General features: G+C 42.9%; 9 protein-coding genes. 6 read left to right on the top strand and 3 right to left on the bottom strand.

The annotated features are described in order from the left end of the window. Nucleotides 1–216: 216 nt before the first annotated feature. Nucleotides 217–957 (bottom strand): SDR family NAD(P)-dependent oxidoreductase, encoded by a 741-nt coding sequence (locus GJU39_RS06430; protein WP_154279875.1) that lies wholly within the window; start codon nucleotides 955–957, stop codon nucleotides 217–219. Nucleotides 958–1035: 78 nt separating this feature from the next. Further along, nucleotides 1036–1602: a Crp/Fnr family transcriptional regulator gene (locus GJU39_RS06435; RefSeq protein WP_154279876.1), complete on the bottom strand. Its 567-nt coding sequence runs from the start codon at nucleotides 1600–1602 to the stop codon at nucleotides 1036–1038. A 522-nt stretch (nucleotides 1603–2124) separates the two neighbouring features. Between GJU39_RS06435 and GJU39_RS06440 the strand changes: the two genes are divergently transcribed. After that, nucleotides 2125–2553, top strand: coding sequence for a hypothetical protein (locus GJU39_RS06440; protein WP_154279877.1), 429 nt, complete (start codon nucleotides 2125–2127; stop codon nucleotides 2551–2553). 425 nt (nucleotides 2554–2978) lie between these two features. Further along, nucleotides 2979–5420: an outer membrane beta-barrel family protein gene (locus GJU39_RS06445; protein ID WP_154279878.1), complete on the top strand. Its 2442-nt coding sequence runs from the start codon at nucleotides 2979–2981 to the stop codon at nucleotides 5418–5420. A gap of 651 nt (nucleotides 5421–6071) precedes the next feature. Here GJU39_RS06445 and GJU39_RS06450 read toward each other — a convergent pair. Next, nucleotides 6072–6806 carry a GntR family transcriptional regulator gene (locus GJU39_RS06450; RefSeq protein ID WP_154279879.1) on the bottom strand — a complete coding sequence of 245 codons (735 nt, stop codon included), beginning with the start codon at nucleotides 6804–6806 and terminating at the stop codon, nucleotides 6072–6074. 373 nt (nucleotides 6807–7179) lie between these two features. Between GJU39_RS06450 and GJU39_RS06455 the strand changes: the two genes are divergently transcribed. The 4 genes from GJU39_RS06455 (at nucleotide 7180) to GJU39_RS06470 (ending at nucleotide 15294) form a co-directional block, all read left to right on the top strand. Beyond that, nucleotides 7180–9000, top strand: a complete 1821-nt coding sequence (locus GJU39_RS06455; RefSeq protein ID WP_209437597.1) for a class I mannose-6-phosphate isomerase — start codon at nucleotides 7180–7182, stop codon at nucleotides 8998–9000. Nucleotides 9001–9005: 5 nt separating this feature from the next. Beyond that, nucleotides 9006–10424, top strand: coding sequence for a sugar porter family MFS transporter (locus GJU39_RS06460; protein WP_154279880.1), 1419 nt, complete (start codon nucleotides 9006–9008; stop codon nucleotides 10422–10424). Nucleotides 10425–10495: 71 nt separating this feature from the next. Then, a complete protein-coding gene (locus tag GJU39_RS06465; RefSeq protein ID WP_154279881.1) occupies nucleotides 10496–13648 on the top strand; it encodes a SusC/RagA family TonB-linked outer membrane protein in 3153 nt (1050 codons plus the stop codon). A gap of 23 nt (nucleotides 13649–13671) precedes the next feature. Beyond that, a complete protein-coding gene (locus tag GJU39_RS06470; RefSeq protein WP_154279882.1) occupies nucleotides 13672–15294 on the top strand; it encodes a RagB/SusD family nutrient uptake outer membrane protein in 1623 nt (540 codons plus the stop codon).

Here is a 15294-nt window from a genome sequence, read left to right on the forward strand (position 1 = left end):
GTTCTCTTCTGAAGATTTATAGCAGTTATAACAAACAATTCCGGTGGTATTAATCTTGAACACCTGCCTAATTTAAGGCATTGAAAGTGGATTTCGGAAAACTTATGAAATGAAAGCAATTGAGCCTGGAGTTTAACAGGGGGATTAATCACTGTGATGTTTATCGATATAAAAAGATAAAGTGGTTTAAAACTAAACCACTTTATCTAAATCATTTTACCAGGTAATTTCGCCTGTTTCCGGATTGGTTTCTTCGCTGAAAAACTTCCCCGTGGGGCCATTGCGATCAATCAGGGCATACCTGATGATCCGTTCGGCAGCGGTGCTCACATCCCCGCCGTTAAAAAAGGTAAAGTCTGTTTTGGTAAGCCCGGGGCATACTGCATTTACTTTAATATTGGTATCCCTCAACTCGTAAGCCAGGTGGATGGTGAACATATTTAGTGCAGCTTTAGAAGCTGCATACACACCATATTTGGCGTAGTGATAAGCTGGCCATTCGGGGTTGCTTTGCAGGGAAAGTGAAGCCACACTAGTGCTCACATTTACAATTCTTGGCTCGGCAGCTTTTTTTAGTAAATCTATAAAAGTCCGGGTAACGTTTGCAGCGCCGATGATGTTGGTTTGGAATGCGGCCAGGTATTCAGCGTTTGTAGCTTCCAGCACGGTATATGGCGCACTACCGCCGTTGATACCGGCATTATTGATCAGCACATCCAACACGGCTGTTTTTTTAGCAATCTCCGCATGTGCGGTTTTTACCGCATTTGGATCTGTTACATCCAGCGCTACGGCCGCTACATTTGTTAGTCCTGCTGATTTTAATTGCGCAACGGCATCTAAACCATTTTGTAGGTTACGGCTTCCGATAAATACGAAAAATCCCTTTTGTAGTAACTGCCTGGCGGTTTCAAAACCGATTCCTTTATTTGCTCCTGTGATTAGTGCCGTTTTCATTTTCATCAATTTTTAAATTATTGATGCAAAGTTTAAGCTTTGAAAACGATTTTGATTTACCATTTGGTAAAAAGTGAATTAACGGATGTTTTTCCGTATTCTGCTGAGCGACTGTTGGGTAACCCCAAGGTAGGAAGCAATATGGGATAAAGGGACCCGGTTGAGCAGCGCCGGATGGGTGTTCATAAATTCTAAATACCGGGTGGTTGCATCTTGAGAGATTACCGGGCCTTTTCTCGATTTTTGGTGCATACAGCGTTGCACCATTTTATTTTTAACAGGATCCCAGCCTGCGATGAGCTGGGAAAGTTCTGCCCAATGCGGTTTGGAAAACACCAGCAGCTGAGCATCAGTAATGGCCTGAAGATATTCTGAAGAGGGGGTGTTGGCTTCAAAATTGACATAATCGCAAACCAGGCTATTTTCACTGATAAAACAGCGGGTAATTTCTTCGCCTTTGTTGTGGTAATAACAACCCCGGATCACCCCATCTACCACAAAGCCCACCTGGTTGGGGATTTTTCCTGCTTCAGAAAAATAGTCGTTTTTTTTAAGCGTTACGGCTAAGGCTTTGCTGGTAATGAGGTCGATTTCCGGTTGGTTAAGCGGCTTAAATTGTAAAATATAGGAGATTAGTGCTTTCATGATAGCAAGTTATAAAAGATTGGCAAATCAATATTAAGCCTTGGGTAAAATTTCCGGAAGTTTAGTTGCGGTGGTTTAATCCTGGCTGGTGCAAAATATGCTGCCACAAGTTTTCGCTCGTTTATCACGGGTGCAGTAAAACGGTCGTCTTCCTGAACTTAATTCAGGGCCTTTTCTTTTTTAAGTAGATGCTGCTCCTTTGCTCTTTGGACGGTAGATCTTTGCTGTTTCCATCGTCACAGACGAAGAGATATTCCACGCCCGTTCGGAAACGAGCGTGAGCGTGGTGGGCTTATTGATAACGAGAGCAGTAAAACAGTCGTCTTCCTGAACTTGATTCAGGATCTTTCTTTTTAAGTAGATGCTGCTCCTTTGCTCTTTGGACGGTAGATCTTTGCTCTTCCCATCGTTACAGACGCAGGAACATTCCACACTTGTTAGGAAATGAGCATAAGCCTGGTTACCTTGGCATACAGATCATTCAATCTGCCATCTATCAGAAAAATTAAGTCAGCAAAAAAAATGAAATTATCCATTACACCTGAGAAACTATCACGGGTTTTTAAAAAGTATCATATTGAAGGTCTGCCTTTTTCAGCTTCATTCAATGAGTTTAGTGCCCCGGATACCGGTGATCCGCATGATCATCCTTTTGATTTCATTACGCACATTTTAAGTGGCGGCTATACAGAACGAACGTATAGTATAGATGATGTTGGGAACATTAATGTTAAGGATATTGAACGCAAGCCTGGTACATCACATTTTGTTAAAGCAACCGATATTCATCAGATCATTCATCTGCCTGCAGGCCATTGCATCACGTTGATGATGCCGCAGTCTGGTCATGTAAGAGCCACTTGCTTTTATCGTTTTCTGGATGGAAAAGCTTACCGCAGACTCTGGAACAAGCGGAAATTTATGCCGGTTCTTCCGGCAGACCCGATGTAGGTTCCAAAAAAAGAAGAGATAGGGAATAGATTCATTTATGCCGCGGAGAACTCCGGTTTGTCTTGGCAGTATTGCTCACTAATAACGATCAGCTACAGCTGAAAGCAAGATCGCCATGCGTTGAAATATTACCTGATTATAAAGTCTGATTTATGGGAATTGAATCATAAAAGAATAAATGAACACCGGGCCAGGTTGCAAATGTGTATTTGCTTATTTCATTACCTCAACCATGTCTTAAATCTTCGGAATATATCGTTTAACGGGTTCACAGGCAGGTTGCAAAACATAATTGTAAAAAAAAAATCATCAATGCGTGCAACTTTTTTAATTATTCAACGTCTACCTAAAAGCGTTTTTAATCATTAAACGCACTAACCAGTTATTTTCTATTCCATTTTTTTTTACGAAATCCTTTATCTCCAATGAATTATCTTCAACGCTCCGGTATTCTCCTTTTTATTTTGTTCACCACCTCTTCATTAATTTCATTTGCGCAACAAAGCCCGGGTACCGTGAGCGGTACAGTGGTAGATTCTGCCTCAAAAAAAGCAGTTGAATTTATTACGCTCGCCCTTAAAAAAGAGGGTTTGGTGATTAAAACTTCTGTTACGGGTGAAAACGGCGGGTTTAAGTTCGATAAAATCCCGGCAGGGAAATATAGTTTAACGGCTATTGCTGTTGGCTACAATGCAAAAGTTCTCCCATTCGAAATCAGTGCTGAAAAAGCTTCATTCAATGCCGGGCAGATCAGTCTGGCCGCTCAGCTAAACAATCTGCAAGAAGTATCGGTAAGTGTTACCAAACCCATTATTAAACAAGAGGTAGACCGGATCAGTTACGATATCCAGGCAGACCCTGAAAGTAAGGTAATGACGGCGTTGGATATGATGCGCAAAGTGCCGCTACTTTCGCTGGATGCCGATGATAACATCAAGCTGAAAGGGAGTGGGAATTATAAAATCCTGATTAATGGAAAACCATCCAGTATGGTGGCGAGAAGTCCCAAAGATGTGTTGCGCAGTATGCCGGCTTCCTCCATCCAAAAGATTGAAGTGATTACCACACCGCCTGCTAAATATGATAGCGAGGGTTTATCCGGAATTATAAATATCATCACCAATAAAAAAATCGACAATGGTTATAACGGGAGTTTAAATCTTCGGCACCAGTTTCCAGTCGGCGGGCCAGGCCTTGGCGGTTTTGTAACCGTTAAACAAGGGAAATTTGGTATGACTGCCTATGGCGGAACAGGATTTTACAGTGCGCCGGCAACAGAAATTATTAATTCCAGAACCACCACCGGCACAAACCCGTCTGATTTATTAAATATCGGTACGCGGAAATTTAACAATAACTATCGCTATGGCGGTGCGGAACTGAGTTTTGAAATTGATACCTTAAATTTGATTACTGCAGAACTTAATCCGTACGGTGGTTATAATAAATCTACCAACAACCAGGTTTTTCGCCTTACTTCGCCCGCTCAGGTTACGGCCTATGATTTATTAAGCAATAACCGGTTCGACTGGGGTGGCCTTGATATGAGCTTAAACTATCAGCTCGGTTTTAAAAATAATAAGGAGCGCCTGCTTACTTTTTCATACAAATACAGCAATGGTAACAATCCTCAAAAAAACGATCTGACCTTCATCAACCGGCAGAACTTTAGCGATCCCAATTACATTCAGGAAAATGAGAGTCGCTCAAAAGAGCAAACCATTCAGCTCGACTACATTCATCCATTTAAAAAGTTAAACATCGAAGCCGGAATAAAAGGGATTTTACGGGATAACGATAGTAATTTCGAGTACCGGAGATTAATGGAAAATACCGGAGATTACCAGGTTGACCCCGCAAGAACAAATATTTTTAATAATAATCAGGATGTAATCGGCGCCTACAACTCTTATGCTTACAACCTCACCAACTGGGGGTTCAAAGCTGGCGTCAGGGTGGAAGAAACCTTTGTGAACGCTGACTTTATCAGCAATTCATCAACAGTAAATACCGACTATTTCAATATCATCCCGTCTTTCTCCGTAAACCGGAAGTTTAAAAATCAAAGCAATTTAAACTTTGGATTTACCCAGCGGATCGAACGACCGGGAATTGACAATTTGAATCCTTTTGTTGACCGCTCTATCCCGAATTTTGAATCGACCGGTAATCCGGAGCTGAAAGCTGTTTTGAGTAACAATTTCGAACTCACGTATAGCAGATTTAAAACAGGCGCTATTAATATTGGCCTGGGTTACAATTTTGCCAATAATACCATCCAGAACATTTCTATATATAACGATGTGGATAAAATTACCAGAAGTACTTTTGCAAACGTGGGTAAAAATAAAAACCTGACCACCAATGTAAATATCAATTATCCTTTAACGAAAAAATGGAACCTCAGTTTAAGTGGAAATGCCGGTTATGTGTGGCTGGAAGGTGCCATTAATGGTTTGCTTACCCAAAATGAAGGGCTCTCGGGCAGTGTTTATGTAAATACAGGTTACAAGTTTGAAAAGGAATGGCGCGCCAATGCAAGTTTTAACTATAGCTCAGCAGATGTATTGCTGCAGGGAAGATCCGGCCAGTATTCTTACATGTCGTTTAGTGGAAGTAAGGAAGTAATTAAAGATAAGCTGACGATTTCGGCAGGGGTGAATAATCCTTTTATGAAATACAGGTATTATGAAACGTTAACCGAAGGACCGAATTTTACGCAGCGATACCGTGGCCAAAACTATAACCGATCCTTTAATGCAAGTTTGAACTGGAAATTTGGCAAATTAAAAGACTCGATTAAAAAGAATCAGCGCAGTATCAGCAACGATGATGTAAAAGCAGGAAGTAGTAAATCCGGAAGTTAATGTCTGTTAAATTGAGGCTTCATTTCAATTTTTGATACCTGGCTTGCGCTCGTTTATAACGAGTGCAGTATATTTTTGCGGATGGTATTGCTATTTCCATCGTCACAGACGAAGAGCTATTTCACACTCGTTCGGAAACGAGCGTGAGCATAATTGCGCTCATTTATAACGAGTGCAGTATATTATTGCAGATAGTATTGCTATTTCCATCGTCACAGACGAAGAGCTATTCCACGCTCGTTTGGAAACGAGCGTGAGCATAATTTTTTACCCTCGCTTGCGCTCGTTATAACAAGTGCAGTATATTATTGCGGATAGTATTGCTATTTCCATCGTCACAGACGAAGAGCTATTCCACGCTCGTTCGGAAACGAGCGTGAGCCTGTCTTATAACGAGCCGGCTTGCGCTCGTTTATAACGAGTGCAGTATATTTTTGCGATTTTATCACGCTTTCCATCGTCACAGACGAAGAGCTATTCCACGCTCGTTCGGAAACGAGCGTGAGCGTGACTTTATTTCACTTTTGATACCTGGCTTGCGCTCGTTTATAACGGGTGCAGTATATTTTTTCGATTTTATCGCACTTTCTATCGTCACAGATTGAAGAGCTATTGCACACTCGGTTGGAAACGAGCGTGAGCATGGGTAAATTATTCCCGCCTGCTTTCTACGGTATAAACAAAACTATCAGCTTTATAATAACCGAGGTTATATTCGATCGGGCTTTCATTAATGTCGTATACGAATCTTTTGCGGAATAAAATAGGTGCACCAATTTTCGTCTCCAGTTTTTCGGCAATAAACTCGTCTGCCAGTTGCGCACTAATTTCTTCTTTAGAAACCATGGCAATAATTCCATGGGCTTTCTCCAGCATTTCATATAGTGGTGCTTTGTAATCTTCTTCGCCGGTAAGGCCAACGATGGGGTGGAAGTAGGATTCAAAATATACAAATGGTCCTTCCGGGCGTCCGCGCAACCTCACCAGCTTTAAAATCTTTTTATCTTCCTTAATGCCAAAGAAACTGGCTATGCGCTTTTCTGGAAGAACCCAGCTTACATGAAGCTCGAAATTTTTAATAGGAATGCCCCTTGCACTCATTTCCTGCGAAAAGCTCATCCAGTTTTTGGATTTCGAGCTGAGCGATTTTGACTCGACCACTTTGGTACCTACGCCTTTTTTCCGGGTAAGTAAACCATCATAAACCAGTTTATTGATGGATTGCCGAAGGGTAGTTCGGGAAATGCTTAAGATTTTGGAAAGTTCAACTTCGTTCGGTAAAAGCTTTCCATCGATATATTCCGGCGACTCAATAAGTCGCCTGAGCAGTTCTTCTGCCTGAATGTGTAAAGGAATCTGGCTTTTATGATCGATTTTAAGTTTCATAATTAGTACAATGATATAAAAAAAATCAGATCAACAGGGCATGTCTGTACATAATCGCCTATCGGGTTAAAACAGGAAACCGCTTTTTTTAGCTAACAGGTAAGTATTTTAAAAATTAGGTAAAAAATACTTGCATCTAAAATTATAAATAATACATTTGTATATACATACTATTGAATGTATTGTCTAGCCAATTATAACAGTTTAATCTACCAGAGCCGATGGGTTGCTTTATTAAAACGTACCTGTGTGAGCTTAAATTTGGTTTTACATGGCATATACGGTTCATTCAGTTACCACGAAAATCAATAAGAAAGTCTTAAAATAAGTGTTAAAGCATATGTAAGTTATAAATGTACACACAAAGTTATATATGAAGCCCGATCCAATTAATCCATACCACATTCCTAATCAAGTGATGTCTATAGAAGAACCAATGAGAAAAACCGAACAGGAGATTATGCCTGATCGCACCAGTAAAATAAACAAACCGGCCGGTTATGATATTTATCCCTATTATTCGCTCGGGAACCAGAAAATATTTAGCCGTTACCCATCGCTATGCGATTATATTGTTGAACAAAAAACAGTTATAATTGATGGCTACGTGGGGGTATACTGGAACCGGTTAATTAACGCTTTAGCTGAAGAATTAAACTCCAGGGGGCTTATTGTAAATATTACAGAGACCAGTTCTTACTTTAAAAATGAGCAGGAAATCAACACCCTCCTTGTACCTTTTTTAGGTGCTGAAGACGCTGTTTGGGGAAAGAAGACTACGCTATCCCTTTCCGATTATTTTAACCTCGATGCTTTAAAAAGAACCACAGTAGATTCAGCCGCTGAGATCAACATCATGATTGGCTGTGGTGCTGCGCTGGCCGGCTGGGATGCCCCATTAATTTATGTAGACCTGCCTAAAAATGAACTTCAACACCGGATGGCCGCAGGGGCTATCTGTAATTTAGGAATGCGCCAGCCGGAAGGACAAATGGAAATGTACAAACGTTTTTACTTTGCAGACTGGGTGGTTTTAAATAAGCACAAGAAAGCGCTACTGCATCAGATTTCAGTTTTTGCAGATGCACAATCCGAAAGCGGGCTAAACTGGGCTTTCGGAAAAGACGTTTTGGAAGGTCTGGGCCGCATTTCAACTTCAGTTTTCCGGGCACGGCCGTGGTTTGCTCCAGGCACATGGGGCGGGCAGTGGATGAAAGAAAAAATGCCGCAGCTCAACCAGAATGAAGTTAACTATGCCTGGTCTTTTGAACTGATTGTACCGGAGAACGGAATGGTATTTGAAAGTGACGGTTTGCTTTTAGAAGTTTCTTTTGATCTGCTCATGTTTAGCCATAATGAAAATGTTCTGGGCAAACATGCAGCGCAGTTTGGCGATGAATTTCCCATCAGGTTTGATTTTCTGGATACCTTCGGAGGCGGCAACCTTTCTATTCAGTGCCACCCCGGTTTAACCTACATCCGCGAAGAATTCGGTGAAAACATCACCCAGGATGAAACATATTATATTTTAGACTGTAAAGAAGACGCAACGGTTTATCTCGGTTTCCAGGAAGATATCGAACCTGATCGTTTTCGCGAAAGCCTCGAAAAAAGTAATGCAAACAATGAGGCGATCGACATAGAAAAGTATGTTCAGGTGCACCAGGCAAAAAAGCACGATTTATTTCTGATTCCCAACGGAACAGTGCATAGTGCAGGCGCAGAAAACCTGGTGTTGGAAATCAGTGCCACACCTTACATTTTTACCTTCAAAATGTACGATTGGGTAAGGCCCGGTTTAGATGGAAAGCCCCGGCCGATTAACATTGATCATGCCTTTAAAAACCTCGATTTTAGCAGAAAAGGTGATCAGGTTCAGCAGGAACTCATTTCTAAACCATATGTTTTTTTTGAACAGGATGACCAGGTAGGCTATCATCTTCCCACCCATCGCGAACACTTCTATGATGTTCACCGGTTGGAATTCGACAACGAAATTGAAGTTCAAACGGAAAATATATGCCACATACTGATGCTGGTAGAAGGGGAATCCATTACCGTCACTTCTGCTGACGGCACCAGGTCAACTTTTGCATTTGCAGAGACCTTCGTAATCCCTGCTGCGGCAGTTAGTTATCAAATAGTTAACAATGGCCGGCAAAGGGCTAAAGTGATTAAAGCCTTTTTAAAATAAACCTCATGAATAGTACTACACAACATTTGGCTGTGAAAAGCAATAAAACTTACCTGTATCTGGTGTGCCTGGTGGCCGCCCTGGGCGGGTTCCTCTTTGGCTTTGATACAGCGGTAATTTCGGGCACCATTAGTTTGGTTAAAGGTGATTTTGGCCTCAATGCCGTGAGCGAAGGCTGGTTTGTAAGCTGTGCCCTTTTAGGCTGCATTATTGGCGTAAGCGTTTCAGGTAAATTAAGCGATACTTATGGGCGAAAAATCGTACTTATTCTTTCTGCCTTTCTCTTTCTCATTTCTGCAGTGGGCTGCATGTATGCAGCTTCTTTTACTGCGCTGATCACTTTCAGGCTAATAGGCGGTTTGGGGATAGGTGTTGCCTCTATGGTTTCGCCACTATACATTTCCGAATTTGCACCTTCTCGACTGCGTGGTACCATGGTGTCGCTTTATCAGCTTGCCTTAACAGTTGGTATTGTAACTGCTTATTTCAGCAATTCTTTTTTAGCCAGTCATACCGGCGATCATTTTGCAGGTGGCCAAACGGAAAAAATATTTTCTGCAGAGGTGTGGCGGGGTATGCTGGGTTTAGGCGGAGTACCTGCATTGATTTTTCTGTTGTCGCTATTCCTTGTTCCGGAATCACCGAGATGGTTGTTAACCAAAGGGTGCACGGAGCTGGCCAGAAAAATCCTGATCAGGATTGATGGCGAACAATCGGCAACGAGAGAAGTAAATGCCTTCCTGTCTCAGAACGAAACGGAAAAAGATGCTTCCATCGGGATACTTTTCAAACCGGTATACCGTAAAGCTTTGTGGATTGGGCTGCTGTTGCCTTTTCTGTCTCAGGTGTGCGGGATAAATGCCGTAATTTATTATGGCCCGAGAATTTTAGAACAGGCTGGTTTTACCCTTAACAATGCTTTAGGCGGGCAGGTAACCATCGGGCTGGTGAATGTGGTATTTACTTTCGTTGCCATATTTACGGTTGATAAATGGGGAAGAAAGCCTTTGTTGTATTTTGGTATCGGCGGTGCCGTAATTTCCCTGATCATCATCGGGATTCTCTTTCAACTTGGGGTCACTTCAGGGCCCTGGATCTTAATTTTCATTTTGGCTTTTATTGCTTGTTTTGCCTTTTCCTTTGGGCCGGTATGCTGGGTGGTAATCGGCGAAATCTTCCCCAATAATATCAGGGGGAAGGCCATGTCTTTAGCCACGCTAACCCTGTGGATCGGAAACTTTTTTGTCGGACAGCTTACCCCGTTAATGTTAGAGGGGCTCGGCTCTGCCTGGACCTTCTGGATTTTCGCCATTTGTTGCTCACCGGCATTGTACCTCACCTGGAAACTGATCCCTGAAACCAAGGGACGATCACTAGAGGAAATAGATGCGCACTGGCGGGCCACCCAGCCTAAAAATCTTTAAATAATTACAACACCAAAAATACCTAACCAAATATGCTGGTGCCGAAAGGCATTCAGCTCAACTTAAACGTTATGAGATTAAAATTTTACCAAGCAGAAAAAGCTAAACGGGTGCCCAGCTGGCGATTTGCCATGCTGGCGGTACTTGCTATCCCGCTTTTACCCCACCCGCTTTTGGCGGCACCAAATCTGGTTACCATTAACGAATCCAGAAAAATTAATGTTACCGTTAAGGGAAAAGTGGTGGATGAAAAGGGTATCGGGCTTCCCGGTGTAAGCGTTCAGATTAAAGGGAGTTCGGTAGGTGCGGTAACCGATGCCAACGGACTTTACACCCTTTCTGTTCCGGAGAACCTGGCTACAGGCAGCCTGACTTATTCCTATTTAGGTTATGTGAGTCAGGAAGTAGCGATTGGCGGCCGCAACACGATTAATATTCAGTTAAAGGCTGATGCGGATAATTCACTTAATGATGTGGTGGTAGTGGGGTATGGCGTTCAGAAAAAGGTTTCGGTAACCGGCGCCATCAATACCATCGATGCGAAAAGCATTGAGAATAAGCCTGTGTTAAACGTATACCAGGCGCTTCAGGGTGAATCTCCAAACTTAATTATTCAGCAGAGTTCATTAAATCCGGGCAGCAATGTTACCGTAAATATTCGTGGCGTTGGCACCCTTGGTGATAACACCCCGCTGGTGGTGGTAGATGGAATTGTAGGCGGAAATTTAAATACCCTTAATCCAAATGATATTGCAAGCGTAACCGTATTAAAAGATGCAGGTTCTGCAGCCATTTATGGTTCGAGGGCGGCAAACGGGGTGATCCTTGTCACCACCAAAGGCGGAAAATTAAACCAGAAAACATCGGTTTCTTACAACGGAAGTTACGGCATTCAGGATGCAAACGTGCTGGTAGAGAAAGTTCCGGCCTGGGAGAATGCCTATTACAAAAATGAATCTTTGGTTAATTCGGGCCTGAGCCCGGCCTACACGCCCGATCAGATTCAGCAACTGAAAGATCAGGGCAATGGCACATGGGATATTGAACACCTTTTGCGTACCGCACCGCAACAATCGCACAACTTTAGTATGGTAGGTGGTGGTGAGAAAAGTTCATTTTACATTTCTGCAGGTTACCAGGATCAGAAAAGTAATCTTATTGGAAATGGGGGTGAAGGGCCTGATTTTGGATACCAAAAATATAACCTGCGTTTAAATCAAAGTAACGTTATCGGAAAATTCAGAACCAACTTTATTCTCCTTTACACCAAAACGCGCAATAAAACCAATAGCATTGGCGACAATAACATTTTCGCAGATGCCAATCGTGTTCCGCTGAATTACAGCTGGCAGGATGATAACGGCAATTACCTTACTAACCCCATCGCTTCTCAATATAATGAATATGGCGTTTTAGAAAAAGGTGGTTTTAACCAGGCCGATAATGATGAAATTTTTGGTGCATTTAACGGGCAGTTTAACGTGACCAATGACTTAAAAATTACCGGAGAGTTTGGTGGTACGCTTCAGAATAACGGAACATTCTTTCGCAGAACCCAGGTAAACTACCTGCCTTCAGGGGTTTACGGTGATGACCGTTCGGTATTGGATGGCAACAGCAAATCGCAGCTTTTTAACACTAAACTGTATGTAGAATACACGAAAAAAATAGCTTCGCATGATTTTAAGGTGCAAGTGGGTGCATCGAGCGAAAACTTTTCTCAACGTGGCTTTCAGTTACAGAAAACCCTTACCGATCAATTGCTTGGAACGCCTACCACCGGAACGCTTGTTGATCCCATCAACTCCAGCAATAGTCTGGCGATAAATTCCAATAGCCTGCTTTCCTTATTTGGACGGTTAAATTATGCCTACCAGGATAAATATTTATTTGAAGCTACGGCGAGATATGATGCGTCGTCGAAATTCGCCAGGGGCAACCGGGGCAGTTTCTTCCCTTCGGTAAGTGCCGGATGGAACATTACCAGAGAATCTTTCATGGAGTCTGTCAAAAATACCGTCAGCAATTTAAAACTCCGGGCATCATACGGTGTTTTAGGCAACCAGAATGTAGGGAACTTCCAATACCAGACCACTTATTTTAACTATGCAAGTGCTTATGGTTTTAACAATGTACCTGTTGGGGGTGCCGGTACGCTTTTATCAAACCGGGATTTAACCTGGGAAAAGGCATCGACCCTGAATATTGGAATCGATGCAGGCTTTTTTGACAACCGCTTAACTGCATCTTTTGACTATTTTAATAAAGTAACCCGCGATATTCTGCAGCCAAGACAGGATATCCCTGCCATTTTTGGGGCAGCTACGCCAGATTTTAACGTGGCAAAAGTAAGGAGTAAGGGCTGGGAAGCTTCCTTAACCTATAACCTGCGGGGTGAAAATGTAACGCAAAGTTTCAGTGTAAACCTGGCTGATAATCAGAATAAATTGCTTCAGTTATCAGGCGGGGCAACAGAGCAGATCATCAATCAGGATGTATTCCAGTTGTTGAGGAGAATTGGTGAGCCAGTTACCCAGTATTATGGATACGAAACCAATGGCTTCTTCCAAAATCAGGGAGACATTAATAATTCGCCTAAAATTGCAGGCAATCCGGTAGTGCCCGGCGATGTAAAATTTAAAGACCTTAATCATGATGGTATTATAGATGCCAATGATAAAACCACTCTGGGCAATCCTTTTCCAAGGTATACCTTCGGCTTTACCTACCGGTTGGCGGTAAAAGGTTTTGATTTTCAGCTCTTTATCCAGGGGGTAGGAAAACGCGAAACCTTTCTGCGCGGAGAACTGGTGGAACCTTTCCATTATGGATATGGTGCAACGGTATACCAGCACATGACCGACCACTGGACACCCAATAATCCGGATGCCCGCTACCCGATTTTTGCAAACATCGGCTCGCCTTCCAATACCAATAACTGGCGTACAGGATCAGACCTTTACAAATATGACGCGGCCTATGCCCGTTTAAAAAATGTGAATATCGGCTACACCTTACCCCAAACAGTAACCAAAAAATTTGGTGTGGAGCGTTTCCGGGTCTCGCTGATCGGGCAAAATCTGTTTACGCTGACCAAACTTAAATTTATTGATCCGGAAACTTCAGAATTCGGCAACAATGTAAGCACAGGTTCTGGATCAAACAATGCCCGCCAATATCCTTTGCCAATTTTTTATGGCGCTGGTTTGGATATAACTTTTTAACGATAACGGTTAGATTAAATAAAATGAAATACCTACATAAAAACCTCATTATAGCCTTTGCAATCGTTGTATTTGCAGGATGTAAAAAACTTGATATTGCACCAACCGACCGGTTTTCTGATTTAACCTTCTGGACAGTGGATTTGAATGTAACCAACGCGTTGAACAATAACTACAGTTTACTCTACAACAGTTCCCTTTACTTTGAACCGGAAGCACTTTCTGATAATGCGTATTCTCCTTCGGGAGATTTGAACCTGATTGCCAGTGGCAATGCAACATCGCTTACTGCTAAATTTCAGGGCGACTGGGCAAGTTACTACCGCACGATAAAATCGGTAAATATCTTTCTGGCGAATATCGATCAGAATACCACCTTGCCACCGGCAACCATTGCCAGGATGAAGGCAGAAAACCAGTTTATGAGGGCTTTTGCACTTTTTAACTTAAGCAAGTGGTATGGTGATGTTCCACTTCCGGATCATGATTTAACGCCTGAAGAAGCACAGCAAATTCCCCGCACCTCAAAAGCGGCCGTGAATGCTTTTATCATCAGTCAGCTGGATAATGCGATCAGTAATCTTCCCGGCAAGGATCAGCTCCCTGCCAGTGAGAACGGCAGGATTACAAAGGGCGCAGCACTGGCCCTGCAAATGCGGGTATTGCTGTACGAAGGAAACAAAGCTGCAGAAGTGATTGCAGTGTGTGAAAAATTAATCAACGAACAGGCTACTTACGGAAGCTATTCGCTGGCACCCAGTTATAGTGCGTTGTTTAGTGATCCTGCAGTAAATAAAAACAATAACGAGAGTATTTTATCCTTACAGTATGTACCAACGATCAGAACCTGGCAGAATTTCTGGGATTTTGCCCCAAGAACAGTTGGCGGCCGGGTAAGCAACATGGCACCAACGCAGGAGCTGGTAGACGATTATGTGATGCTAAATGGAAAGGGCATTAAAGAAGCGGGATCAGGATATCAGGAAAGCAGTCCGTATGGCAACCGCGACCCGAGGCTTACGGCAACCGTTGTTTACGACAGGTACATCTGGACAAACCCTAACAATACCACCAAAACCATTTACATCAGGCCGGGTTCAGATCCGGTTCAGCCAGGTTTGGATGAGTATTCGCCGGGTTCTCAAAGTGCATCTGCAACTGGTTATTACTGGAGAAAATATTTCGATCCGGGTGCGTTGTCGAGTTTCGTTTCCGGTAACAACCTGCACCTATTCAGGTATGCAGAAGTGTTGCTTACCTACGCAGAGGCTAAAAACAGCCTGGGGCAAATGGATGCAGCCATCTGGGCGAAAACCATTGGGGCACTCCGCTCAAGGGCGGGTTTCACGGATGCCGCTGCATTAAATTTACCGGCTGGAGATTTAACCAATGTGATCCGCAGGGAACGCCGGGCAGAAATGGCGATGGAAGGTTTACGGGTAGATGACATCAGGCGATGGAAGCTGGCGGAACTGACCATGAACGGTTTCGCACATGGTGCAAAATTCGCCGCAGATCAAAATCTTGATAACGGCTATATCCGCACACAGCAACGCAAATTTAATCCGCAGCGGGATTACCTCTGGGCCATTCCTTCGAGTGAAATCGGCTTAAACAAAAACTTAACTCAAAACCCTGGTTATTAA

The organism is Pedobacter petrophilus (genome assembly GCF_009674725.1).
Taxonomy (GTDB): domain Bacteria; phylum Bacteroidota; class Bacteroidia; order Sphingobacteriales; family Sphingobacteriaceae; genus Pedobacter; species Pedobacter petrophilus.

What these genes read in the sequence shown, in the direction of transcription:
- GJU39_RS06430 (WP_154279875.1), bottom strand. Translation starts at nt 957, where the DNA reads ATGAAAACGGCACTAATCACAGGAGCAAATAAAGGAATCGGTTTTGAA.
- GJU39_RS06435 (WP_154279876.1), bottom strand. Translation starts at nt 1,602, where the DNA reads ATGAAAGCACTAATCTCCTATATTTTACAATTTAAGCCGCTTAACCAA.
- GJU39_RS06440 (WP_154279877.1), top strand. Translation starts at nt 2,125, where the DNA reads ATGAAATTATCCATTACACCTGAGAAACTATCACGGGTTTTTAAAAAG.
- GJU39_RS06445 (WP_154279878.1), top strand. Translation starts at nt 2,979, where the DNA reads ATGAATTATCTTCAACGCTCCGGTATTCTCCTTTTTATTTTGTTCACC.
- GJU39_RS06450 (WP_154279879.1), bottom strand. Translation starts at nt 6,806, where the DNA reads ATGAAACTTAAAATCGATCATAAAAGCCAGATTCCTTTACACATTCAG.
- GJU39_RS06455 (WP_209437597.1), top strand. Translation starts at nt 7,180, where the DNA reads ATGAAGCCCGATCCAATTAATCCATACCACATTCCTAATCAAGTGATG.
- GJU39_RS06460 (WP_154279880.1), top strand. Translation starts at nt 9,006, where the DNA reads ATGAATAGTACTACACAACATTTGGCTGTGAAAAGCAATAAAACTTAC.
- GJU39_RS06465 (WP_154279881.1), top strand. Translation starts at nt 10,496, where the DNA reads ATGAGATTAAAATTTTACCAAGCAGAAAAAGCTAAACGGGTGCCCAGC.
- GJU39_RS06470 (WP_154279882.1), top strand. Translation starts at nt 13,672, where the DNA reads ATGAAATACCTACATAAAAACCTCATTATAGCCTTTGCAATCGTTGTA.